The sequence below is a fragment of the Dyella sp. Tek66A03 genome, assembly GCF_052567735.1.
Map to the genome: position 1 here is coordinate 2,064,576 of NZ_CP199584.1, position 22,935 is coordinate 2,087,510.

Here is a 22,935-nt window from a genome sequence, read left to right on the forward strand (position 1 = left end):
ACCATCAGTCGCTCGCGGTTCCGGAACGTCACGAGTGGTAATAACAGCGATGTCCGCTTGAATCCGCAACCCGATGCGGACATCGCTAACCGCGCGCATCCCTTCAGGCGTCTGCCAGCTTGTACAACAACTCACCCAAATTCAGGCCCGTGCTTCCAAAGCTCGCTCCATGGCTTGCGCGTGTGGCCGCAAACAAAGATATCGGGATGATCCCGGCTTTCGTCATTGACGACGCCCCAGGCGTTTGTTGTGTGGCCAGCAAGGCGGCAATCGGTGAAAAGCTCATCGGCGCGCTCGCGCGAATTTCCCAGCACGATAAGCGTGGTGGGTGGCGTCGGCGGATAGCCGCGTAGCCATCCAGAGTTGATCGTAGTGATCGGTGTGGGTAGGTGATAGTGCTGGCCCAGTAGGGCGATGGCGCCGTACTCGCCATAGTTGCCCACGGCGATGCCAAGATTCGCTTGCTGTTCGGCGGGCAAGGCATCACGAATGGCCGCCACTTGTGCGACGAGTTCGTCCCAGCCGACCTCCTCGCGGAGGTCGTAGTTGTTTTGCAGCGCAAAGTCTCGCAACGGACCGCTTGATGCGATGGGTACGATACGAAGCGTTGCATAGGTGCCGACGGCGAGGACACCGGTAAATACCAGTGTGGTGATGCCAACGCGCCAGGCGGGACGCAGGGTGCGCAACCATCGTTCGCCCACCACGGATCCCATGGCCAGCAGCATGGGGTAAGCGCCGCAGGTGTAATAGAAGCGCCCCCGCGCAAACAGGAACACCAGCAGTGGCACCACATACATCCAGGCAAGGATGCGATAGCGCCGGTCCTTGAAGAAGGCGAACAAACCCGCCAGCCAGACAGGCGCGGCGAACAGGTTCGCATTCAGCAGGAACTGGTCGCGCAGGAAGCCGTCCGCGCGCCCCTGATGTACGTCGCGCGCATGGATGCCTTGCAGAAAATGGTAGGAAACGAAGTTGTGGCGGATGAGCCAGGCGAGGTTGGGGGCAAATATAACTAGCGCGATGGAGCCGCCGGCCCAGAACCAGCCGTTCGTGACATATCGCCGTGCGTCGGTGAACAGCACCCCCGCCAGCACGCCAGTGAGCTCGAACGCGATCGAATACTTGGTCTGCAGGCCGAGGCCGGCGAGTATGCCGATCGCCACCCACCAGCGTGGCTCATCGTCACGCATCAGACGAATCACGCACCAGGCGATAAGCACCCACCACAGCAGGTCAAGTGAGGAATACTGGAATTCCGTTGCCTGGAACATCGGCAATGGCGACAGTGCCACCGCGATGGCCGTAAAGCTCTGCGCCAGCCGCCCACCCCCCAGATCACGAGCCATAAGGCCGCTGGCGAGAATCACCAGGACTTGCGCGAGTACTGAAAACAGTCGCAGGCCCACGAGTGACAGGCCAAACATCTTGAGGCCCAGGTGTTCCAGCGCGGCGGTCAGGGGTGGGTAAGGCACGAAGCCCCAATCCAGATGCTGTGCATCACTCAGGAATTGCCATTCGTCCCGATGAAACCCGTACTGCCCGTTGGTCAACAGGTGGGCTGCGCCGAAGAGCAGGGCAATGACCAGCACCGGCGTGACACCTCCCCGGGTGCCCGATGTTACGCTCTGAACTGAAGTGCCCGTCACGGTCATGGATGCATCCTTGAGGCGGATCGACTGTTCGCCCCATGCCTATGCGGACACCGGGCGGCGATTCATGTTCTTCCCTAAGCTAGCCAATGTCCGCGTTCGCCCCGGAGCAGACATCACGCATCGCTTCATCGTCGGGCAAGGCCAGGATCTGGCATGCAGGGGCGGTCAGGCAACTGAAATATTCCTCAATTCGGTAGATTTAAGAAGTCGCGCGACCGATCGTATGGCATCCGTTGCCATCGGCCGCATTGGGTGATTCAACCATTCCGGGGACAGGAATGATCGCAGTGACGTTCAATGGGCGGGGTTGGACAAGGCGACGCATGACTTGGGGCCTGGTACGAGTCCTTGCTCTTTTCATGCTCGCAACGGGCGCTAGGGCGATACCCGTGCACCTGGATACCGGGCTGATCGAAGGTGTGCAGGAGCACGGTCTGCTCATTTACAAAGGCATTCCCTTTGCTCAACCCCCGGTAGGTGAACTTCGCTGGCGTGCACCGCTGCGCGCGCTCCCCTGGCAAGGCATTCGCGAGGCGGATCAGTTCTCGCCGGTATGCATGCAGAGCGGCACCTATCCCCCTGATGCACCCGCCGAGCCTACCAGCGAAGACTGTCTCTACCTGAATGTATGGCAGCCCGCCGATAGTGGCCACGAGAAGCTGCCCGTCATGGTCTGGATCTACGGTGGCGGCCTGGAAAATGGTAGCGCGTCCACACCGCTTTACGCCGGCGACAAACTGGCGCTAAAGGGCGTGATCGTGGTGACGTTGAACTATCGACTCGGAGTTTTCGGGTTTCTGTCGCATCCCGAACTTACCAGCGAGGCTACCTATCACAGCTCCGGCAATTATGGTTTGCTGGATCAGATCGCTGCGCTGGAGTGGGTCCATCGGAACATCGCCGCATTTGGTGGTGACCCGGATCGAGTGACGGTCTTTGGTCAGTCGTCCGGTGCGATTTCGATAAGCGCACTTGTGACCTCGCCGCTGGCCAAGGGTCTGTTTCAACGAGCGATCGGCCAGAGTGGCGGCCTATTCGAACCGATGGATCTCGCGCCAAACTTCAAGCTGGCCGGCGCCGAGCAGGACGGAAAGGATTTTGTCGCCGAAGCCAAGGCTCCTTCGATATCAGCACTGCGAAAGATGCCGGCTGCTGACCTGATGAAGGTCTCGTTTGATCCACACCTCATCATCGATGGTTACGCGCTGCCGCAATCGCCCTACGAGGCGTATCAGAAGGGGCAGGAGAACCAAGCTTCAGTTCTAATTGGCTCCAATGCGGACGAGGGGGAGGCCTTCATTGCGGGTCGCACCATCAATCGCGCCAACTTCAGGCAGGAACTCGACCGAAGTTTTCCAGATATCCTCGTGCGATTGATTGGCCCCGAGCCGGGTGCCACCGACGAGCAGGCCAGGGCATCCGCCGCGGCGTTTCAGCGTGACATGCGTTTTCGCTGGGACATGTGGACTTGGGCAAGGCTCGGCGCGAATGCCGGAAGAGGCAAGGTCTTTTTGTATCGATTCTCACGAGTTCCTCCGTTCCGCTCAGGGGACAAGTACTTCGGCTGGGGTGCGAGCCACGGCATGGAAATGCCGTATGTCTTCGATCACCTGGAGCAGCAACCGTTGCCGTGGACCGAGCAGGATTTCCGACTCACCGCGGCCATGACCTCCTACTGGACGAATTTTGCCAAGACCGGTGACCCTAACGGTCCGGGGCTACCGCTATGGCCTCGATTCGACCCATCAAGCGCCTCCGTAATGCAACTAAGTGATCGAATGGAATCCGCGCCGCTGGAGGACACCGATGCATTGCAGCGCATCGATCGGGTCTACACCACTGCGCGCTTCGTGCTGAGGCATATCCATGTCATTGGCGCGGCGATCATCGCGTTGATGCTAGCGATTATTGTGGCCATCGCCAGACGCTTCGGGCGGAGGCGGCGTAGGGCGGCCATGAACGCCTGAACCGTGAAGGTGCTTGATGAGCGTAACTTGCCTCCATGGTGGTGAATCGGCCAGCAATGCGTGGAAGATCGGCGTAGTCGCCGGCCTGTCCCATGCGGGCGAGAGCTCTCCGACGATCTAAAACCTCTATTTTCGGGGCTTCTTCGGCGGCTTTCGATTCGATAATTGCGACTCATTTCGATCTGGCAGGTTTAGCTATCACGTCCTTTTTGGGGGAAGACCCCCCGATCCTTTGGTCGATGGCGACCTTTTGCGAATGCGCGTATGGTCGCCGAGCGCATATGTCAATTATGCGTACTTGCGCGAACGCTGATCGGCGCGGCCGATATCGGCGTTCAATAGGGGGCGCGGTCACCTAACGAAAGAAACGGGAGACCAGTTATATGAAGACTCGACTGCTCATCGCAGTGGTTGCCATGGCGTTCGCTACGTGCGCCTTGGGTGCGTCCCCAGTCACCCTCACTCTGCAACGAGGGGGCACCACGGTACCAACGACTACGCCTCTCGGGGGCGCTCCGCTGACAAGCCTGGAACTGGATCCGGCGATGACCGCCGGGAATGCCGATTCTGGCGATGGCGATGTCCTCGCATCACATTCTATGGTGAATCGCAGCATTGCCAGCGGGCACGCTGGCAGCAACAGGATGGGAAATGGCGCGCGCGCCAAGTCGAGCCCCGAACTCCTCGGTGGCTTCGATGGCCTCAATTTCCACGACCAGCGCTACGCCAATGGCGGTAATCAGTTTTCGGTGGAGCCGCCCGATCAAGGGTTGTGCACCGGCAACGGATACGTCATGGAAAGCGTCAACGACGTATTGGCGATCTATGGCAACTCCGGCAACAAACTTGTCGGGCCGGTCGATCTCAACACGTTCTACGGCTACCCTGCGGCGATCAATCGCAGCACCGGCGCGTACGGACCCAGTCTCACCGATCCTTCCTGTTACTACGACGCAGGCACGCAGCGTTGGTTCCAGATCGTATTGACGCTCGATCGCGTTGGCACGACGTCGGCCCTGGCCGGCACCAATCACCTGGATATCGCCGTCAGTCAGACGTCCAACCCCACCGGTGCCTGGAACATCTACCACTTGCCGGTGCAGAACAACGGCACCCAAGGCACCCCGGATCACGGCTGTGCGGGCGGGTTCTGTCTGGGCGACTATCCTCACATCGGCGCTGACGCCAATGCGATTTTCCTGACCACCAACGAGTTCTCGTTGTTCGGCCCCGGCTTTTACGGCTCGCAGATTTACGTCATCTCCAAGCAGGCACTGGCATCGGGCGCCGCGTCACCGAATGTGGTGCTGTTCAACGGCGGCGATCCGAGCATTCCCGCGCCCGCGTTCACGGTCATTCCGGCCATCTCGTCCGGTGGGCAGTACGACGGTGCGCATGGTGGAACCGAATACCTCCTCAGTTCGGACGCCGTGTTCTTCAACTCGGGTACGTCGACCGACCTTTGGCTGTGGTCGGTGTCAAACACGCGGGCCATCGACACGACGCCCGCGGCCGTGACGCTGAACGTCTCGCTATTGAACGTGCAGCAATATGCGGTGCCGAGCAGTCTGGCCCACCAGAAGCCAGGCAGTACGCCTTTGCTTGACTGTTTTGCCACGCCCACCTGTGCAGCGCTCCTCGGCTACCCGAGTATCGTGTACCCCGGGCCGCGCGACTTGGCGGTGAATGACTCGCGCATGGAGCAGGTTAGCTACGCCAATGGCAAGCTCTGGGGTACGCTGGATACCGATGTCTTGCTCGGCGACGGCAGCCATGGCTCGGGCATCAACTACTTCGCCATCAATCCGCACTCCGGCGGCACCTTTGTCAACGGCACACTGGCGCTGCCCGATGCGAATCTGACCTACGGCGCGGCGGCCGTCACGCAAAGCGGGCGCGGCGTCATCGCGTTCACCGTGGTTGGCTCCAACGACTATCCAAGCGCCGGCTACGCCAGCCTGGATGCGAAGATTGGTGCGGGCGATGTCCATATCGCGATGGCGGGTGCAGGTCCGTGGGACGGCTTCACCGGCATCCCCTACCTTGGCGGTGGTCGGCCGCGTTGGGGCGACTATGGCGCGGCCTCGGCCGACGGCAACACGATCTGGATCGCATCTGAGTACATCGCGCAGACGTGTACCCTGGCCCAATACTTGACCGCTCCGCGGTTCCAGTGCGGTGGTACACGCGGTGCCTTAGGCAACTGGGCGACGCGTATCTCGGCTCTCAAACTCTGAGCCCTCGGTAAAGCACCAGGCAACGGGCGCGGTGGGAAGTCTTCCATCGCGCCCGTTTTATTCTTGAAACGGAAGCATGGTGTGAAAGATCTATAAGGAACCATCGAGCACCGCATGGCGGACGAACCGATAGACTCGGACCGCGCTCGAATGTCGATCGCCAAGGCAGAGAGGCGTTCGTGAGGCCGAGTTGTCGCACTGATCAGCGTCCGCAACCCAACCCGGACCTGATGCGTCGGCGTCGTCCGTCGGGCGCGTCGCGCGATCAAGCAGGAACGTACGTCAACCTAATCACATCTTCGCCCATTAATTCGCTGGCCACGAGACGAAGCGGCGGCCGAGGGCCCGCGAAGAATGGCTTGCCGCGACCAAGCACGACGGGGTGCAGGTAAAGTCGATACTCATCGATGAGACCAAGGTCGGTCAGGCTTCGCGCCAGCTCGGGTCCGGCGACTTCGATCTCCCCAGGGAGCTCGACCTTCAGCCGCCGTATCACCGCCTCGATGTCATCGGCGACCAGGGTGGCGTTCGGGCCGACTGACTTCAGCGAGTGCGACACGACCCACTTCGGCTGGCTCCGCCACGCCGCCGCGAAGTCGCGTTCTTCGGCGCTCCACTCAGGAGAGTCTTCGTCCCAATAGCGCATGACGTCGTACATACGGCGACCGTACACGCTGCCCGTCAGGTCGCGCACTTGCTCGATGAAGTGACGAAAGAGCAACGGACCCGGTGCAAATTCCTGATGGTCGATGTAGCCATCCAGGGACTGGTTCAATCCAAAGACAAGCTTCGCCATGGAAAATCTCCGCTCCAGGGTCTTCAGGATAGATTGAGCCACCGCTGTGCAGAAGTCGGGTTGGATACCATCTGCGAATTCAGGGCGCTTGCGATGTCTCGCAGGCTGCGACGGAACGGAGGCGCGTTGCATAAATTATCAATGTATCTACAGTAATTATCGTAAAGCGATAATTTAGTGCTAGGCTCCTCTCACTACAGGAGCCTGTCGATGCCGTCCGAATCCACTCTGTCGCCCAGTCCGCGCTTGATCCGCGATGGCAAAATATTCTCCTGGCTGGCGGGTCTAGGCCTGCTGGCGACCCTGGCGATTGACCTGCTGGGAGTAGGCGCACTGGCCTTTCGGTCGCATCGTGCCGGCCTCATGCATGGCAGCTTTGCCTTCAATGTGGATCTGCCGTGGCTGGGCATGATCGAAGCGCCGGACCCGGCCTTTGTGCCGATCAACCATTTCAGCGTAAGCCAGTCTCTCCTATGCGCGGCTCTACTGGCGCTGCGATTGCTGCCCGGCTTGGCGATCCTGTGGAGTCTGATGCAGCTGTTTGGCATGTATGGCCATGGTGAGGTATTCACGGCGCGCAATACTCGCCACATCCGCAACGTCGCATGGGCCTTGGTGGCCTATGCGGCCGTGCCGCTCATCACGCACGCCAGCTTGTTCGCCGCCGGTTTGAGTGCGGTGGCCATCAGGCTTGAAGTGCGGCAGTTGGATGCGCTCGTGGCGGGGCTGATCGTGTTGGCATTGGCACGAGTCGTGTCGTTCGGTTGCGCTATCGATGAAGACCGCAAGGGCTTTGTCTGATGGCCATCGTCGTTCGGCTGGACGTGATGCTGGCGCTTCGCAAAGTTCGCTCCACCGAGCTGGCGCGCGCCATCGGCATCACTGAAGCCAATCTCTCGTTGCTGAAGTCCGGCAAGGTCAAAGGCGTGCGCTTCGAAACGCTGGAAGCCATCTGCAGACATTTGCATTGCCAACCCGGCGATCTCCTCGAATACGTCCCCGACGGCGAAAGTCAGTCGTAGTACCGAGAAATATCCCCGCACACTCCCTGACAGGAAGATCGTCATGCGTCCTCACCGGACAGCCGTACTCGCCTCCACGCTGCTTGTTGCCTTGAACTATGCCTCTGCCACGATGGCGACCGAAGCCACCGCCGGATCGCAGGTTCCCCTGACGCTTGGCAAGGACGGTCACGACACGGTGCCCGTCTACGTGAACGGTCAGGGGCCGTACCCCTTCATCCTTGATAGCGGTGCCGACGGGTCGGCGGTGTACCAATGGTTCGCTGACCAGGCCAGGCTCCCGAGACTGGAAGGAAAGGACCAGGACCTGTCCGGGCAGACCGGCTCTTCCAAGGTGGCCATGTATCACGTCGATAGCTTGTCCCTGGGTGGCGTGCCCATCGACGGCGTCGAGGTGTTTGGACTTCCAAACCGTCTCGATGCCGGACATCAGGCGGGCGTGCTTGGCAACGACTTCATGGACAAGGCGGTCATCGCCTTTGATTTCCAGTGCCGCCGCGTGGAGGTTTATCCAAAGCCGGTCGACATGACTACGGTGGTCAGGCGAAACGCCCAGCCCATCAAGGCCGGCATCGACGCGGGCACCACGCTGCTTACCTTGCCGGTCACGGTGAATGGCGTGACGGGCGTGGCACTGCTGGACACGGGATCAAGGCGCACGCGCCTCATGCCAAGCTTTGCCAAGGACGCCGGTATCGACACAGCGCTGCCGCCATTCCACGACGACGAGCCTATCTACGGCACCAGCTTGACCAAGCGGGTACCACGTACGGGACCGATTGATGAAGTGCGCGTCGCCAACACGGTATTCGCCCATGCCACCGGCCAGGTGGTCGATCTACCCGTGCTGACACAGGACTTCGGTGGCAAGCCCGCGATGATTCTCGGTGCCGATCTGATCGGCCGCTACCGGCTCGTCTACGACCACGCGGCCCAAACCGTCTGGTTTGAACCGTCGCGTTGTTCGACGAATTGAGCAGCGAGGCACGAAGTTCAACAGGAGGAGGGTGCTCAGGCCGGGCCGGAACACCGTTCGGTCATCACCGGAATTCGCACCAACGATATACTTCGGAAAACAAAGGAAGAACACCTGAATGACGCTTTCGAAGAGAAAATTTGGTCGTACCGGCTGGGATGTGTCGGAAGTCGGCTTTGGGGCATGGGCGATCGGCGGCTCATGGGGCGCTGTCGCCGACGATGACGCCAAAGCCGCGCTAAACGCCGCGCTCGACCGTGGTGTTACGTTCATTGACACGGCAGACGTCTACGGCGACGGCCGCTCGGAACGGATCATCCGGGACGTGTTGCGGCAGCGAGGCGGCGCGCGCCCGATCGTGGCCACCAAGCTCGGGCGTCGGCTCGATCCGCATGTGACGAGCGGATATACGAACAAGCGTGAGCTCGCCGGTTTCATCGACCGGAGCCTCTCGAACCTGGGCGTCGATACGCTCGACCTGGTGCAATTGCACTGCCCGCCGACGGAGGTTTATTACCGTCCCGAGGTGTTCGACGCGATGGACGAGTTTGTCGCTGCCGGCAAGATTCGCTTCTATGGTGTGTCGGTCGAAAAAGTCGAGGAAGCGCTGAAGGCAATCGAGTATCCCCATGTGGTCTCGGTGCAGATTATCTACAACATGTTCCGCCAACGCCCTGCTGACCTGTTCTTCAGACAGGCACAGGAGAAAAACGTTGCGGTGATTGCGCGAGTACCCCTGGCGAGCGGCATGCTGACGGGCAAGATGTCCGCGGATTCAGTTTTTCCGTCCGACGACCATCGCGCCTTCAATCGCCATGGCGAGGCGTTCGACGTCGGCGAAACGTTCTCCGGCGTGCCTTATGACATCGCGCTGACAGCGGTCGACGAACTGCGCGGCCTTGTGCCGGTGGATGCTTCCATGGCGCAACTGGCTCTTCGCTGGATTCTCATGGAGGATGCGGTCTCCGTCATCATCCCGGGCAGTAAAAACGCGGTCCAGGCAGCGTCGAACGTCTCGGCTGCGAGCCTCGCGCCGCTGTCCGATGAGGCAATGCAACACGTCCGTGAAGTCTATGAGCGCCATGTCGCGCCTCACGTTCACCAGCGCTGGTAAGGGGTTCCAAACCATTGGACCATCAAGGCGCACTTGTTGTTTGCTCACGATGAGAAATGAGGCGACGCGAAAACCGCCATGCTCAACGTGAGCAAGGTCGCCCTCGCGGTCTTCCTTGGGTCTTCCTACGAGTGAACGCGCCGCCACACGACCTCACCATGCGCGCCTTCGGCGGCACCGCTCGAGGGCTTGGCCACGCTATAGGTCAGCAGGTCGCCGTTGATGGTGTAACTGGAGTTGCCGCTCTTGCCGTCCCAGTTCGGGAACGACGCGTGCAGGATCTCGCTGTGCATGACCTTGGCGTCGGCACTGACGTGACCGAAATGGGCGTTGCTATCCATGGAGGCGGCACGGTACTCGTCCGGCGTACCCTTGGATTTGTCGCCCGCCGCGAACGGCATACGCGTGGCCCGAACCATCTGCATCATGTAGTCGCCCTGGGCATCGATAAGCCACATGCCTTCCGGGTGGGGGCCGTAAAGTTCCACGCGGTGACCATCGGGATAGACGTTGTCGCAGCTCACAAGCGTCCAGGCGCCGACGAGCTCCTTCGGCACCGACGTGTGATTGCTGGAGGTGTCGCTGTGTTTCATCGCCCCATCCTGGGCGCCAGCCACGATGGGCGACGCGAGCATCAGTGCAAGGCATGCGGCAAGCAAGGCGGGTTTCGTGCGAGACATGGGGGTCACCTTGAGATCAATGGGCCGTGGCTGACATCGTCTCCCCGCTGGTCCGATTTGATAATTGGTCTCCCTCTTGATTGACCTTCAAATAGAATTTGAAGATGATTCGGGGCGCGTCTCCCGCATTCAGGACCGGACCTCATGAACCGCCTTAGCGACATGCAGCTCCTCATCGATGCGGCCGACCTCAGCAGCCTGTCGGCTGCCGGGCGCCGGGCCGGGCTCTCGCCTGCGGCAGCCAGCGCCTGCGTCCAACGTGTCGAGACCATGCTTGGCGCGCGGCTGTTCGAACGCACGACTCGTCAATTGCGCCTCACCGATGAGGGGCGCATCTACATCGCGTCCTGCCGGATTGCCATCGAGACCATGCAGGAGGCCGAGCGTGCCGTTCGCAGCGGCACCGACGGCGTGAGTGGAACGTTGCGTGTCTCAGCACCTTCCGATCTGGGACGAAACCTGCTGGTGTACATCCTGGACGGTTTCATGAAACTTCACCCGCAAGTGCGCATTGTTCTCACGCTATCGGATTCGCTTTCGCGTTTCGTACCCGATGACATCGATATCGCCATTCGCGTCGGGCCACTGGAGAGCAGCGATCTTGTCGCGCGTCACCTTGCCGATAGCTGGCGTGTCGTCTGCGCTTCGCCCACGTGTATCGAAACCTACGGGTTGCCCGAGCGTCGTGAGGACCTTGCCGAATTGCCGGCGCTCGTTCTCACCACCAACGCTGGGCCGCGCAATGAGTGGCGCCTCGGAGACGTCATCGTGCGGATGCGGCGATACCACGAATGCACCGACAGTGAGGTCATACGCAACTGGGCCGTGCTCGGGCGTGGCTTCGCATACCGACAATTCTGGTCCGTGGCATCGGATGTACGCGAAGGTCGGCTGAAGCTCATAAACCCATCCACCTGGTTCGCCCCTGCGCCCATCCATGCGATGTATCACCCGAATACCTACCAGCCTCCGCGCGTACGCCACTTCGTCGACTACCTGTACGCCGAGGTGGCGCGGCGGCTTCCCAAAAATGTTGAAGAAGGGATGTCGCCATCGTCTCCGCGGTGACCAGGGCCGCCAGTTCAATTTCTGCTTTCGACCCGGAGCGCACCTCTCAATACGAACGGATACGTACCAGGAAAGGCGTGTTGGACTTGCGGTCCAGCCAACGGCGCACCGTGGCTGCGGGCTTAGCCAGCGTCGCCGGCTAAGCCTCTTCAGGAGGCGGCTGCAGCGATACCGCCAGTTCTTCAAGCGTGGCGATCTCCTCGTTCAGCGCGTCGTGCAATTCGCTTTGGCGCGTCATCAGCGTCTCGATCGGCCCGGCTCGCTTTAGCTTCTTCAACTCGCCATCGAACAGCAGCCACTGCGCCGTCAGGGTTTCGACGTTGTTCTTCGCGTAGTGACGCATCTCTTTGAGTTGCGCAAGAACGTCGTTGACATGTTCGAACGGAGTCTTCGCATCCACGGACATGGTGGCATCTCCAGTCTCATCCGTTCGTTAGGATAGCCAAGCAAAGCTGGCTGTTCTCGAAACGAGGAAATGGAAGCGTGGATGAATGTTGAGCCGGTTCCCGGCTTCGTTCGTCGGGCCCTGGCGCAGCCGCCTTTAGCCGGTAGTCAGCCGGCATCGCATGTCTGCTTCTGACCGAAGCGGACATCGTTGCTATTTAGCGCCGGTTCGACCGATGAAACGCTCGCACCTCGACCGGTGCACGGCAGGCGACTACGGCCTTGCGCCCCCACGCCAGTGCCTCATCCATATCAGCGGCTTCCAGTATCCAGAAACCGCCAACGTGCTCCTTGGCCTCAATGTAAGGTCCGTCGGTAACGACCACCTGGCCATCCGACTGCTTGCGCAGCGATTTGGCCTTGTTGGCCGACTCCAAGCCGCCGGCGAAGAAGCGAGCGCCTGAGGCCTGCATCTCTTCGTTGAGGGCGTGGATTTCACTGACCATCGCTTCGCCCTCGAGGGAGGGGTCGTAGTCGTCAGGGTGATGAATTGCGACCAGATATTGCTGCATGTCGGCTCCCGTAGATCATCTCAAGACGGCCTGATTGCCCGTCCTCAGTATCACGACGAACGGCCAGGCTCGAATTCGACCATCCGTCCTCAATGAACCAGCTCACTGCTTGACTTTGAAAATACCTATCGTAAGTTAGGTATTTATGGATGATGCCATCAGACGGGTACGACGGTTCAATCGCGCCGTGACAACAGGCGTCGGGGCACTCGATGCGTCCTTTCTGGGGCGTGGCCGCCCCCTGGGGGCCGCCCGGGTCATCAACGCGATCGGACAGGGACGCTCCGACGTGGCGGTTTTGCGGGAATATCTTGGGCTCGAGACAAGTCTGATGAGCCGATTTTTGCGTGGCCTTGAGGCGGAGGGCCTGGTCGAGACTCTCCCTAGTCTTCATGATGCGCGTCGCCGGGTCGTAAGCTTGACCAAGGCCGGCAAGACCGAATATCGGGCATACGAAACTCTCTCCAATGCCCAGGCAAAATCCATGCTTGCCAACCACAGTCGACCGGAAGAGTTATTGGCTGCGATGGATCTTGTTGCTTCCGTACTTGGCCGCGAACGCATTGCGATCGAAGAGGCGGACCCGCGGTCCGAAGCTGCGAGCTATTGTCTTGACGCTTATTACGCCGAGCTCTCGCAGCGCTTCGAACAGGGCTTCGAGGTGTCGCGTTCGCGCAACCCGGCCGCCGAACAGATGATTCGTCCGCATGGAGCATTTCTGGTCGCCATGTCCGATGGGCTAGCCATCGGATGCGTGGGGCTGAAGGGTGTCAGTGCGGGGCTGGCGGAGATCAAGCGGCTGTGGGTCGCTCCACCGGCGCGCGGTCTTGGACTGTCCAAACGCCTTATGGAAAGCGTTGAAGATGTTGCGCGTGATTTGTCTATAAAGACACTGCGCCTGGATACCAATCGCGCGTTGCCGGAAGCAAAGAATCTGTATCTGAAGACCGGTTGGAACGAAATCGGTCGCTTCAACGACGATCCCTACGCAGACTGGTTCTTTGAGAAGCGGCTCTGAGGGCGGCAGGCTGAAGTTCGTCAAGACGCCGAGCTCCGGCAGCGACGGTCACGGTCTTTTCTTTGACACCGACGGCTCTAAGATTTGGGGGCGCTGGTTCAAAGCTATTTGTCCGATGACAACAGACAGGCGGCTTTACCAGCGAGGTAGGTCGCCGTATCAGAACGCCGCATCAATCTTACGGCTCGTCGATCAAGTAGCTCGGGCGGATGGGCATCCGGCGCGTGGTCTGAGTACAACCCATTAGGTCAACTTCCGACCGATAACGGATATTGTGACCCCGCTCCTTAGCCGCCCAGGCTGGCTTCGCGCTTGGACCAGTGGATGCAGGTCTGCCGGTTGGGCTTGGAGTGGGCTCCAGCGCTTTCGTCAGCATTAGGCAGTAAAGCTGCCCCAGAGCTTCAGCAAGTCGTGAATGCCGTTGATGGCAAATTGCACGCCGATGCAGACGAGCAGGAATCCCATCACGCGCGCCAGTGCGTCAACGCCTTTTTCCCCGAGCAACCGCATGATGGGGGTCGCCCCGCGCAGGCATAGCCAGAACACCAGTGCAAAGAGCAACGCAATGGTGACCACGGCGAAATGCACATTGTAAGAATAGTTTCGCTCGGGGATGCTGGAGGCGGCGCTGATGATGAAGGCAATGGTGCCCGGCCCCGTCGTGCAGGGCATGGTCAATGGGATGAAGGAAATATCGGGCAACTGCTCGGTCGGCGCGTTGGCGGCCATTTCGGCCTGCGCTTCGTCTTCGGCAACCCTGGCGGGTGGAAACAGCATGCCGAATCCGATGTAGGAAACGATCAGCCCGCCGGCGAGTCGCAGTCCGGGTAGGGAGATGCCGAAGACTCTCATGACGGCGCTGCCGGCATAGAAACAGATCAGCAGAACGACCGTCACGTAAATGGTGGCCCGGAAGATCTGCCGGTTACGTTCCATTTCGGGATAGCGTCCCGTGAGCGCCAGTAGCACGGTGGCGCTCGTGATCGGATTGGCGATCGTCGTCAGGCCAAGCAGCCCCACGAAGACATCATTGAGAAATCCGTGCATAGGCGTCGATTTCAGGTGGCCCAAGATCCATCGTGCTTTTTATGTACCAAGCTGGATGACCAAACCGTGTTCGCTTCGCTCGGCTCAAGCGCAAACTTTGGGCGGCTGCTGGGCTCGCCGATGGGGTTTTGATTGACTGACCGAGGAACAACATGAGGCCGGTCACGCTCGCCACAGACGTGCCGATACGAATGGTAACTAGGAGTCATTTCGCACATGAGATGGAAACCGGCACTGCAATTGTGGGTGTTTAGATCACGCCCAGAAGAACTACCTAGTGATAACCAGTAATTCTACTTATCGGCAAGGCGATTTCTTTTTTATTTTGTTCACAGTGTGCGGACGAAAATTATCGCGACCAATGGCGATCATTGTTCAGGGGCCAAGATCGAAACCGCACAACTTCTCGGAGAGAGGGGAAGCCCAATGACGAAGTTTTCGACAACATGCGTACTAGGTGCAGCGCTGCTGATGGCGGGCTGCGTGTCGCAGCAGAAATATGATGAGTCGCAGCAAAAGAATGCTGAGCTCGAAGCGCAGTACCAGCAACTCAACCAGACCATGGGCACCGAGATCAATGCTCGCGAGATGCATATCGAGCGGATGCAAAACGCGATCAAGGTTTCGGTCAACAGCCAGTTACTGTTCCCCTCCGGTGGTTGGGAAATGTCGCCTGAAGCCAGGACGAGCATTGCCAAGATAGCCGCGGTGCTGGCGCCTCATCAGAGAAACAAGATCATGGTGAACGGCTACACGGATAGCACGCCGATAGGTGCGCAACTGGCGAGTCAGGGCGTCTCGACCAATCTCATCCTGTCGCAAAAGCGGGCTGACAACGTGATGCAGTTCATGATCTCGCAAGGTGTCAGGCCCGATATGGTCTCGGCTCACGGCTTCGGCGAGGCCGATCCGGTGGCGTCCAACGATACGCCCGAGGGCAAGGCGCAAAATCGCCGCGTGGAACTGACCATAGCGACCCCCGGCGCCACGGCGAGCCCCAGCAAGTAACGTCGCGAAACGGGGAGAGGCAGCGGACACATTGAGCAAGACCGCAAGACGCCACCCCCAATAGGGAATCGCCCGGCAAGTGATTGCCGGGCGGTTTTGTTTGCGGGGCTGCTATGGCAGCTCCCGAGGAACCGATGTAGGTGCTTCCAACTGGGCAGAAATAGGTCAACCGGCTCCGTTTCTTCGCATCTCCCTCATGTGACGTCGGCACGGCGGGAGGAGGGATGTCGATTTGCCAGTCTCAAGTTCGTCGTTCCTATGGAGGGCTCTAGTTGAGCCGGGCGCACCGTCAGGCCCAGCGGCTTGAGCGCGCCTCAAACACCTTGCATGGGAACGGCATAAGGGAGCAAGGAGATGAAGAGAAAAGCCCGTACTTTCAGCGACTTGGTCACGATATATGTGCTCGCCTCGTTGCTTGTCGGGGCAGTCGCCGCGACTGAGCAGGCGCGGCCAAGTTACCCGCGCATGGCTCCGCTTTCCGAATACCTGATGCCCAACCGTGCCGCGGAAGTAGCGTTGGCGCGAAGCGCTGCGCCTGCGGCAATTTCCGACGGTGCCACCGTCCTGGTCCTTGAACCGCACGGCTATGTAACAGCCGTCGAAGGCAAGAACGGCTTTGTGTGTGTCGTTGAGCGGGGATGGATGTCTCCATTCGATGCTCCCCAGTTTTGGAATCCGAAATTACGTGGGCCGATCTGCTTCAATCCCGAGGCGGCCAGATCGATCCTGCCCATGACGTATAAAAGGACCACCTTGGTGCTGGCCGGGCAATCCAGAGAAGACATCAAAAAGGACATCGAGGCTGCGCTCGCCGCCAGGCAACTGCCGCCCCTGGAGCCTGGGGCCATGTCTTACATGATGTCCAAGCAAGGGTATCTGGACGACCAGGCAGGCCACTGGATTCCACACCTGATGTTTTATACGGCGACCCAGGTGGATTGGGGTGCCGATCAGGCAGGCTCTCCCGTCATGTTGAACCCCCAGTTTCGTGGCTCACCTGAGCCGGTAAACGTGTTCATGATGCCTGCCGGCAAATGGTCCGACGGCAGCGCTGCGCCGAGCATGTAAGCGCAGCGGTGCCGAAGGCGCCGGAGGCCAGCAGGCTGGGTTGTCCGCTTTAGCCCATGGCGGACGCCACCGATGTTTGTGCAGCCAGCGTGAAGATGGGCAACGCCGGCGCGTGGTTCAGAGGGCACTGGAATGCTGTTCAGTCAACAACGGAATCCACACCTGGGCCACACCGAGGCTTGCGACACACTTGGTGTAACCTGAACGGGAACCGGAGCGGCGATGGAGGTCCAATCAATGGCTGCAGAGTCCGCCTCTGCTGCGTGGATTGCGTTCGGTGCGGTCGAGATCGACACCTTGGGTCATCGTCTGTTTGTCGATGGCGAGGAAGTCGGGCTCGAGCGCAAGGCCTTCGCCGTACTCGTCCTGTTGGCGCGCGATCCCGGCCGCGTATTGAGCCGCGACGAAATTCTCGACGAGGTGTGGGGGCATACCCACGTCACGCCTGGCGTACTCAGTCGCGTGATCGCGATGTTGCGTCATGCGCTCGGCGAGAGCGGTGAAGAAAACCACTATCTGCATACCGTGCATGGCATCGGCTTTCGCCTCGATGCCGAGGTGCGATCCGCCGCGTCGCGTGAGGAGTTGATGGCGGACAGCGCATCACCGGCCAAGGAACTTGCTTTCGTTGCGGCCCTCACGAGCCATGGCGCCGCGCCACCGACCGAGATGGCCGCGAGTCCGGCAACGCCCTCGCGGCCTGGCAAGACAGGTCGGCTCAAAAAGCGACTCGTCGTCGTGATGACGAGCCTTTTCGTGGTGGCAGCCGTACTACTCGGCTGGCACCAATTCGCACGTCACCCTGCGGGCACGGCGCCGGTGGCCGATTTGAAGTCGGTCGCGGTGTTGCCGTTCGAGAATCTCAGTACCGACCAGGGCAACGCGTATTTTGCCAGCGGCATGCAGGACATGATCCTGACCCAGTTGGTGGGTATTGGCGGACTCAAGGTGATCTCGCGCACTTCGACAGAGAAGTACCCGAGCCATCCGGAAGACGTCAAAACCATAGCGCGACAATTGGACGTGGCGACGCTGCTCGAGGGCACGGTACAGAAGGTCGGCAATCAGGTGCTGATCAACGTGCAGTTGATCGATGCGAACAGCGGCAACCATCTCTGGGCGAAAGCGTACACGCGCACGCTGGAGAACGTTTTCAATGTGGAAGGCGAGGTCGCGCAGAACGTGGCCGAGGCGCTGAAGGTGCGGCTGACGTCCGCCGAGGCGGCGCGTATCGACCGAGTGCCGACCTTGAACGCCGAAGCCTACGATCTGTACTTGCGAGCCGACACGCATGCCAACCGCGCCTACGATGACCCCACGCTTACATCGTCCGAGTTGCCGTTGGCTATCTCACTGTATCAACAGGCACTGGCCAAGGATCCGAACTTCGCGCTTGCCTCGGCCGCGTTGGCGCGCGCCCATATGCAGGTGTATTTTTTTGGGCCCGATCGCACGAACGCGCGACTGGTTGAGGCGAAGACCGCCGCCGATCGCGCCCTGGCGCTGCAGCCGAATCTGGGCCAGGCGCATTACGCGCTGGGCTTGTATGACTATTGGGGGCATCGGGATTACGCCGCTGCCACTACCCAGTTGGAGTTGGCCCGGCAGGCCTTGCCCAACAGTGCCACGGTCGAACTCCTGATCGCCTCGATCGCCCGGCGTCAGGGTCGTTGGGATGAGGCGGTGGCGCTGTTTCACACGGCCACCGAACTTGATCCCCATAGTGAGTTTGCGTTCAACCAACTCGGCGTGACTTATCAGAGCATGCGTCGTTACGCCGATGCCGAGCGAGCCTATTCCACTGCCCTCGCAGTAAGTCAGAATCCCGTTGGCGAACGTATGTCGCTGGCCTTCAATGAGCTGATGTGGAAGGGCGATCCGACACCGCTGCGCACTGAGCTTGCGGCGATCGCGCCGGGTAGCGATGCCTACGCCGGCAATGTCATGGCCATCTATTTCGAGCGCTCGATGATGCGCGACTATGCCGGAGTCATCAAGGTTGTCGAGGCGAACAAGGCGGAGAACTGGGACGACGCGGACAACATTGTCTTGCCTCGACACCTGTATCTGGCGTGGGCCTTGGAGGCGGCGGGAGACACGGCCAAGGCGACCGCGGCGTATACCGAGGTTGCGGCGCGTGCGCGCGCCGCCCTCGTCGAGCGGCCGGACGATGCGGACCTGCATCTCACGCTGGGTTATGCCTATGCCGGACTCGGGCGTAAGCCCGAGGCCGTCGCTGAAGGCGAGCGTGCCGTCGCCCTGATGCCGGTCACTGAGGATGCCCTCACCGGAGCGGATATGCTCGCGCACCAGGCGCAGCTCTATATGCGGGTCGGCCAGCCCGAGCAGGCCATCGCCCTGATCGGGCGCGTGCTGTCCATGCCTGCTGGCGCCATCCTGTCGAGCGCAGTGCTTCGGATCGACCCGGTATGGGATCCGCTGCGCGACGATCCACGCTTCAAGGCGCTGCTGCAGAAGTACCCCAGCGGCGTCTAGAAGGATGCAGGTTGGATTCAATCTCCACCAGCCCCTATACCGCGTACTGATGACCCGTAGAGGCCATGTTTTGGTTGGCGGATCATGCTTGGGTGAATCTCTGCTTTCGTCCGGAAGCGGACACGATGGGGGTAGACCAGGGATAGCGCACAGGGAATGGTGGTGTATGACGTGAGGGGCGACACCATGGCACAGGCTGATTCTCGCGTAACCATCCACATGGCGGCGAGCCTTGACGGCTTCATCGCTCGGACCGACGGCCGCGTCGACTGGCTCGAAACGTCGGACGAATTTGCCAGCGGAGAAACCATGGATCCAGGCTTCGTCGAGGCTTTCCTCAAGACGATCGACTGCTATGTGATGGGGTCGCGGACCTATGAAACAGCGTTGAGTTTTGAAGCCAAGGGCTTCGGGTGGTCGTATGGCGACAAACCCCTTTTCGTGCTCACCAGCCGCAAACTGCCGCGGACGCGCGACACGGTCGAGTTCTACTCAGGTGATCTTGCCCAGTTCGTGAACGGACGTCTGCGGCCGTCCTTCCGTAGCATCTGGTTTGTCGGGGGCGGTTTCGTTTCCGGCGAATGCCTTCGTCTCGGGCTGGCCGATGAAGTTCGTTACTCGGTGCTGCCCATCATGATTGGTAGCGGGATTCCATTCGCCGACAAGCTTGACCGAGATATCCCCCTCCATCTGGCTGAGGTCAAAGCCTTCAAGAGCGGCATCGTGGGGCTTTGCTACGAGGTTCGACGACTTCATGGAAACTCACCGCCTGAGACCGCAACCCAAAGCGGACGCGATCAATGACCGTTGGATCAAGCCTCGACGGCCCAGGGTGGCGTGCGGTAGCTCAACTACCGGGTCTGCTCGTCGTGATGGTCGTGTCGGCCTTCTGCGCCAGCGCCGCCGTAGCGGCGCCATCGCAGGAGGCGCCATCGAGGCGTGTGGATGCCATCGAACTTTCCCCGTGCGAGTTGCCTGATGCAGCGCGACCCGTGCGGTGCGGCGTGCTTCATGTACCCGAGAATCCACATATCCCGGCAGGGCGCCAGCTCCCGATCAGCGTGGCGGTTATCCCGGCCCGCGGCGAGCGGACGCATGCAGACCCGATTGTCGTGTTGATGGGCGGGCCGGGAGAGGCCGCGATCAGCGCGGCTTCGATCTATGTGAGGCAGTTCGCGCCGCTACTGGAGGACCGCGACTTGCTGCTGGTGGATCAGCGGGGAGCCGGGCGATCCGGAGCTTTGCCATGTGATCTCGCTTCGATGGATGACCCCGCGCCGCGCCTTCGTGATCTCTTTCCACCCGCCGCCATCAAGAAGTGCGAAGAGCGGTTGCGCGTTCATGCCGATCTGACCCAATACACCTACACGCATTTTGCGGACGATCTTGAGCACGTTCGCCTAGCCCTCAAGTATGGGCCGCTCAATCTGTTCGGCGGGTCCTACGGAACGCGGGCCGAGCAGGTCTACCTGCGTGCTTACCCTCAGAGCGTGCGCACAGCGTACTTCGGCAGCGTGGTACCCGTGGACGAGGCGACACCACTTGCCATGGCCAGGACAGCGCAAGCAGCTCTCGATCAACTCTTGGACGCGTGCGCCAGCGACGCCGCTTGCAGCACAGCGTTCCCGAACTTGAAGGAAGAGTTCCATGCGGTGTTCGCAAGGCTGGAATCGGGTGCCGTGCGCGTTGCCGTTCCCGGTCACGCGGGGAGCTGGCCGCTGACCAAGGGACGAGTCGCAGAGTGGATACGCACGAAACTCTATAGGCCAAGTAGCGCCTCGATACTGCCCTGGGCAATTCACCGCGCCTACGCGGGAGACTGGAGCCCGATTGCCGAGGACGTGCTGGCAAATGACGACGACTCGGATTTCAGTTTTGGACTGTTCTTTGCCATCACCTGCAACGATGACGTTGCATTTCTACGCAATCAGGACATCATGGCCCAAACGCAAGGCACCTTCCTGGGCAGCGATCGAGTGCGCCAACAACAGGCCGCCTGCAAGTATTGGCCGAAAGTAGCGTTGCCAAGGGGCTATCGTGAGCCAGTGCACTCGTCCGTGCCCGCACTATTCGTCACTGGCGATGCGGATGGTGGTACACCGCTCTGGTACACCCGACATGTCGTTGAAGGCTTTTCCAACGCCGTCGAAATCGTGATTCGTGGCCAGGGACATACGGAGTGGAACGACTGTGTCAGCCAGTTGTACCAAGGGCTGGTGCGCAGCGGCTCGGTGAGTGGGCTCAAGGCATCGAAATGCGAGCCGATAGCTCGCCCGCCTTTCAAGACAGACTGACTTTCACGTATTTTGGCCGCGAGGTTGGCTTCCTGTGAGCCGGAGAACTGCGTCTAGCCCTGGCCGGAGAAGCCCTTTCCTCCACCATCGATGGATCTGCCATCCGCCGATAAGTCAACCTGGTACTGTTTTCCTCCTTGCCAGCTTCAGTGACGTATTGCGGGACCGCCAAGGTAGCGTCGAATTCAGGAGTGTCGAATTGTCAGGGAGGGCGGATATCGACCTTAAGGGGAACCCTTTTATTCGCACCATGGCGGCCCAGTTGACTCACCCAGAGCGTCTGCTTGGCCAATGACAATTCGATGTTCCGACCCCCTCCTTTTGTCGGTATTGCAGAATTGCCCGTGCTTTGGGACAACTATGCAAACCTAGGGGTAGCGCATTTATTCAGAAGAGACGCCGGTGGTGTCGTACGCGCGCATGGTGGCGCGTGCCTAGGCACATCTACCGCATGCAACGTGTGGCTTAGGGGGAGAGCAATCGTCATGTCCTCGCAAAACCCTACGTGTGAGTTCGCCTGGCCCCCTTCTGTTGTGGGCTTCGATATGCCGTCGCCGTCTATGACGGGCTGTGACAGCCCGGGGCCGGCGATGATCGCATTCTTGAGTACGCGTCCCGATCACTACTGGATCGAAGCCTTTGTCTCCCAGGTTGGTGAATTCAAGTCGCAGAACAACCTGATGGACGTGCGAATTGATCCTCGTGGTCTGGTCGTGACGGGTCCCACTTCCCAGTTGCGAGGCCTGGGCCTCTACGTGCGCAGCTTTGTGCATCGGGTGTCGCGTATCAGCTTGGAGAAGCGTGTCATTGAGCGACTGACACCCGCAGACGGCTCCGCACCAGATGCAGCGGAGAATGCCGCGGCGAATCGTGATGTCGGTCTCGTGCTGCACATGCCGGGCGTTGCGTCGATCCTGCAGGAAGTTTCGCGCGTGAGCGGCATGCGATTCGTCACCATCGCGAGAGTGACCGACACGCGGTGGACTGCTTGCGCCGTCTACGACACGATTAATTTCGGACTGCGGCCAGGGCAGGACCTGCTACTGGAAACCACCATCTGCAACGAAATCCGTACGCACGGCAAGACGGTGATGTTCAGCCATGCGAGCACCCATCCTTTGTTTTCAAGACACCCAACGCCGCCGCTGTACGGCTTCGAAAGTTATATCGCCCTACCTATCTACCGAGCGCATGGGCAGTTCTTCGGGACGCTATGTGCCGTGGATCCACAGCCCCGCCACCTTGATGAAGCCACGGTAAAAGTCCTGGAGAAGTTGGCGAGAGGCGTTGGCGAAGAAATTGACAGAGCAGCGTCGTGCGCTGTGTTGTGACGCGGCGGGTCCGGAACACCGGAATGTCCGCAACCCGAATCGGACATTTCAAATGTGAGTGGGTTACGGACGTGGCGGCATACGGGCCGCCATGAAATCCTTGGGGATGAGCCAAAGAATGCACGACTGAATCGCCGCTTGATCGTATGCGATCTGTTCGCCTCGACCCATACGTATGCAAGTGCCCCTGGGAGGCCGCTCA

At 60.3% G+C, this 22,935-nt stretch carries 20 protein-coding genes; 14 read left to right on the forward strand and 6 right to left on the reverse strand.

The features are described from left to right. Nucleotides 1-131: 131 nt before the first annotated feature. Nucleotides 132-1,655, reverse strand: coding sequence for a glycosyltransferase family 39 protein (locus ACT01B_RS09185; RefSeq protein ID WP_445147043.1), 1,524 nt, complete (start codon nucleotides 1,653-1,655; stop codon nucleotides 132-134). A gap of 233 nt (nucleotides 1,656-1,888) precedes the next feature. On the opposite strand from ACT01B_RS09185, the gene ACT01B_RS09190 reads away from it, so the two are divergent. Then, nucleotides 1,889-3,622 carry a carboxylesterase/lipase family protein gene (locus ACT01B_RS09190; protein ID WP_445147044.1) on the forward strand — a complete coding sequence of 578 codons (1,734 nt, stop codon included), beginning with the start codon at nucleotides 1,889-1,891 and terminating at the stop codon, nucleotides 3,620-3,622. Nucleotides 3,623-4,221: 599 nt separating this feature from the next. Beyond that, nucleotides 4,222-5,859 (forward strand): hypothetical protein, encoded by a 1,638-nt coding sequence (locus ACT01B_RS09195; protein WP_445147045.1) that lies wholly within the window; start codon nucleotides 4,222-4,224, stop codon nucleotides 5,857-5,859. 265 nt (nucleotides 5,860-6,124) lie between these two features. Here ACT01B_RS09195 and ACT01B_RS09200 read toward each other — a convergent pair whose 3' ends face one another. Beyond that, entirely contained in the window at nucleotides 6,125-6,655 is a 531-nt protein-coding gene (locus ACT01B_RS09200) for a dihydrofolate reductase family protein (RefSeq protein WP_445147046.1), read from the reverse strand. Between the two features lie 210 nt (nucleotides 6,656-6,865). Here ACT01B_RS09200 and ACT01B_RS09205 point away from each other — a divergent pair, with 210 nt between their 5' ends. From ACT01B_RS09205 to ACT01B_RS09220, 4 genes are all read left to right on the forward strand, one after another. Then, nucleotides 6,866-7,456 carry a DUF2975 domain-containing protein gene (locus ACT01B_RS09205; protein ID WP_445147047.1) on the forward strand — a complete coding sequence of 197 codons (591 nt, stop codon included), beginning with the start codon at nucleotides 6,866-6,868 and terminating at the stop codon, nucleotides 7,454-7,456. After that, nucleotides 7,456-7,677, forward strand: a complete 222-nt coding sequence (locus ACT01B_RS09210; RefSeq protein WP_445147048.1) for a helix-turn-helix domain-containing protein — start codon at nucleotides 7,456-7,458, stop codon at nucleotides 7,675-7,677. The genes ACT01B_RS09205 and ACT01B_RS09210 overlap by 1 nt, the downstream gene beginning before the upstream one ends. Before the next feature lie 43 nt (nucleotides 7,678-7,720). Then, entirely contained in the window at nucleotides 7,721-8,653 is a 933-nt protein-coding gene (locus ACT01B_RS09215; protein WP_445147049.1) for a retroviral-like aspartic protease family protein, read from the forward strand. A 118-nt stretch (nucleotides 8,654-8,771) separates the two neighbouring features. Next, nucleotides 8,772-9,767, forward strand: a complete 996-nt coding sequence (locus tag ACT01B_RS09220) for an aldo/keto reductase (RefSeq protein WP_445147050.1) — start codon at nucleotides 8,772-8,774, stop codon at nucleotides 9,765-9,767. 125 nt (nucleotides 9,768-9,892) lie between these two features. Here ACT01B_RS09220 and ACT01B_RS09225 read toward each other — a convergent pair whose 3' ends face one another. Then, complete coding sequence (locus ACT01B_RS09225) at nucleotides 9,893-10,447, reverse strand: lipocalin-like domain-containing protein (RefSeq protein WP_445147051.1); 555 nt, start codon at nucleotides 10,445-10,447, stop codon at nucleotides 9,893-9,895. Nucleotides 10,448-10,591: 144 nt separating this feature from the next. On the opposite strand from ACT01B_RS09225, the gene ACT01B_RS09230 reads away from it, so the two are divergent. Beyond that, nucleotides 10,592-11,515 carry a LysR family transcriptional regulator gene (locus ACT01B_RS09230; protein WP_445147052.1) on the forward strand — a complete coding sequence of 308 codons (924 nt, stop codon included), beginning with the start codon at nucleotides 10,592-10,594 and terminating at the stop codon, nucleotides 11,513-11,515. Nucleotides 11,516-11,654: 139 nt separating this feature from the next. On the opposite strand, the gene ACT01B_RS09235 is transcribed toward ACT01B_RS09230, so the two are convergent. Further along, nucleotides 11,655-11,921, reverse strand: coding sequence for a hypothetical protein (locus ACT01B_RS09235; RefSeq protein WP_445147053.1), 267 nt, complete (start codon nucleotides 11,919-11,921; stop codon nucleotides 11,655-11,657). Between the two features lie 196 nt (nucleotides 11,922-12,117). Next, a complete protein-coding gene (locus ACT01B_RS09240) occupies nucleotides 12,118-12,471 on the reverse strand; it encodes a YciI family protein (protein WP_445147054.1) in 354 nt (117 codons plus the stop codon). 145 nt (nucleotides 12,472-12,616) lie between these two features. Between ACT01B_RS09240 and ACT01B_RS09245 the strand changes: the two genes are divergently transcribed. Continuing rightward, on the forward strand, nucleotides 12,617-13,489 hold the full coding sequence (locus ACT01B_RS09245; RefSeq protein WP_445147055.1) for a bifunctional helix-turn-helix transcriptional regulator/GNAT family N-acetyltransferase: 873 nt from the start codon (nucleotides 12,617-12,619) through the stop codon (nucleotides 13,487-13,489). A 375-nt stretch (nucleotides 13,490-13,864) separates the two neighbouring features. Here ACT01B_RS09245 and ACT01B_RS09250 read toward each other — a convergent pair whose 3' ends face one another. Further along, the gene (locus tag ACT01B_RS09250; RefSeq protein ID WP_445147056.1) at nucleotides 13,865-14,560 is read right to left on the reverse strand and encodes a MarC family NAAT transporter; all 696 of its coding nucleotides are present in this window, start codon (nucleotides 14,558-14,560) and stop codon (nucleotides 13,865-13,867) included. A 402-nt stretch (nucleotides 14,561-14,962) separates the two neighbouring features. On the opposite strand from ACT01B_RS09250, the gene ACT01B_RS09255 reads away from it, so the two are divergent. From ACT01B_RS09255 to ACT01B_RS09280, 6 genes are all read left to right on the forward strand, one after another. Continuing rightward, entirely contained in the window at nucleotides 14,963-15,544 is a 582-nt protein-coding gene (locus tag ACT01B_RS09255; RefSeq protein WP_445147057.1) for an OmpA family protein, read from the forward strand. A gap of 354 nt (nucleotides 15,545-15,898) precedes the next feature. After that, complete coding sequence (locus tag ACT01B_RS09260) at nucleotides 15,899-16,612, forward strand: hypothetical protein (protein ID WP_445147058.1); 714 nt, start codon at nucleotides 15,899-15,901, stop codon at nucleotides 16,610-16,612. A 237-nt stretch (nucleotides 16,613-16,849) separates the two neighbouring features. Then, entirely contained in the window at nucleotides 16,850-19,108 is a 2,259-nt protein-coding gene (locus tag ACT01B_RS09265; protein WP_445147059.1) for a winged helix-turn-helix domain-containing protein, read from the forward strand. A 186-nt stretch (nucleotides 19,109-19,294) separates the two neighbouring features. Further along, nucleotides 19,295-19,912 (forward strand): dihydrofolate reductase family protein, encoded by a 618-nt coding sequence (locus ACT01B_RS09270; protein ID WP_445147060.1) that lies wholly within the window; start codon nucleotides 19,295-19,297, stop codon nucleotides 19,910-19,912. Between the two features lie 200 nt (nucleotides 19,913-20,112). Then, on the forward strand, nucleotides 20,113-21,402 hold the full coding sequence (locus tag ACT01B_RS09275; protein WP_445147061.1) for an alpha/beta hydrolase: 1,290 nt from the start codon (nucleotides 20,113-20,115) through the stop codon (nucleotides 21,400-21,402). 485 nt (nucleotides 21,403-21,887) lie between these two features. Then, nucleotides 21,888-22,733, forward strand: coding sequence for a GAF domain-containing protein (locus ACT01B_RS09280; protein WP_445147062.1), 846 nt, complete (start codon nucleotides 21,888-21,890; stop codon nucleotides 22,731-22,733). Nucleotides 22,734-22,935 lie beyond the last annotated feature (202 nt).

What these genes read in the sequence shown, in the direction of transcription:
- ACT01B_RS09185 (WP_445147043.1), bottom strand. Translation starts at nt 1,655, where the DNA reads ATGACCGTGACGGGCACTTCAGTTCAGAGCGTAACATCGGGCACCCGG.
- ACT01B_RS09195 (WP_445147045.1), top strand. Translation starts at nt 4,222, where the DNA reads ATGGTGAATCGCAGCATTGCCAGCGGGCACGCTGGCAGCAACAGGATG.
- ACT01B_RS09200 (WP_445147046.1), bottom strand. Translation starts at nt 6,655, where the DNA reads ATGGCGAAGCTTGTCTTTGGATTGAACCAGTCCCTGGATGGCTACATC.
- ACT01B_RS09205 (WP_445147047.1), top strand. Translation starts at nt 6,866, where the DNA reads ATGCCGTCCGAATCCACTCTGTCGCCCAGTCCGCGCTTGATCCGCGAT.
- ACT01B_RS09210 (WP_445147048.1), top strand. Translation starts at nt 7,456, where the DNA reads ATGGCCATCGTCGTTCGGCTGGACGTGATGCTGGCGCTTCGCAAAGTT.
- ACT01B_RS09215 (WP_445147049.1), top strand. Translation starts at nt 7,721, where the DNA reads ATGCGTCCTCACCGGACAGCCGTACTCGCCTCCACGCTGCTTGTTGCC.
- ACT01B_RS09220 (WP_445147050.1), top strand. Translation starts at nt 8,772, where the DNA reads ATGACGCTTTCGAAGAGAAAATTTGGTCGTACCGGCTGGGATGTGTCG.
- ACT01B_RS09225 (WP_445147051.1), bottom strand. Translation starts at nt 10,447, where the DNA reads ATGTCTCGCACGAAACCCGCCTTGCTTGCCGCATGCCTTGCACTGATG.
- ACT01B_RS09230 (WP_445147052.1), top strand. Translation starts at nt 10,592, where the DNA reads ATGAACCGCCTTAGCGACATGCAGCTCCTCATCGATGCGGCCGACCTC.
- ACT01B_RS09235 (WP_445147053.1), bottom strand. Translation starts at nt 11,921, where the DNA reads ATGTCCGTGGATGCGAAGACTCCGTTCGAACATGTCAACGACGTTCTT.
- ACT01B_RS09240 (WP_445147054.1), bottom strand. Translation starts at nt 12,471, where the DNA reads ATGCAGCAATATCTGGTCGCAATTCATCACCCTGACGACTACGACCCC.
- ACT01B_RS09245 (WP_445147055.1), top strand. Translation starts at nt 12,617, where the DNA reads ATGGATGATGCCATCAGACGGGTACGACGGTTCAATCGCGCCGTGACA.
- ACT01B_RS09255 (WP_445147057.1), top strand. Translation starts at nt 14,963, where the DNA reads ATGACGAAGTTTTCGACAACATGCGTACTAGGTGCAGCGCTGCTGATG.
- ACT01B_RS09260 (WP_445147058.1), top strand. Translation starts at nt 15,899, where the DNA reads ATGAAGAGAAAAGCCCGTACTTTCAGCGACTTGGTCACGATATATGTG.
- ACT01B_RS09265 (WP_445147059.1), top strand. Translation starts at nt 16,850, where the DNA reads ATGGCTGCAGAGTCCGCCTCTGCTGCGTGGATTGCGTTCGGTGCGGTC.
- ACT01B_RS09270 (WP_445147060.1), top strand. Translation starts at nt 19,295, where the DNA reads ATGGCACAGGCTGATTCTCGCGTAACCATCCACATGGCGGCGAGCCTT.
- ACT01B_RS09280 (WP_445147062.1), top strand. Translation starts at nt 21,888, where the DNA reads ATGTCCTCGCAAAACCCTACGTGTGAGTTCGCCTGGCCCCCTTCTGTT.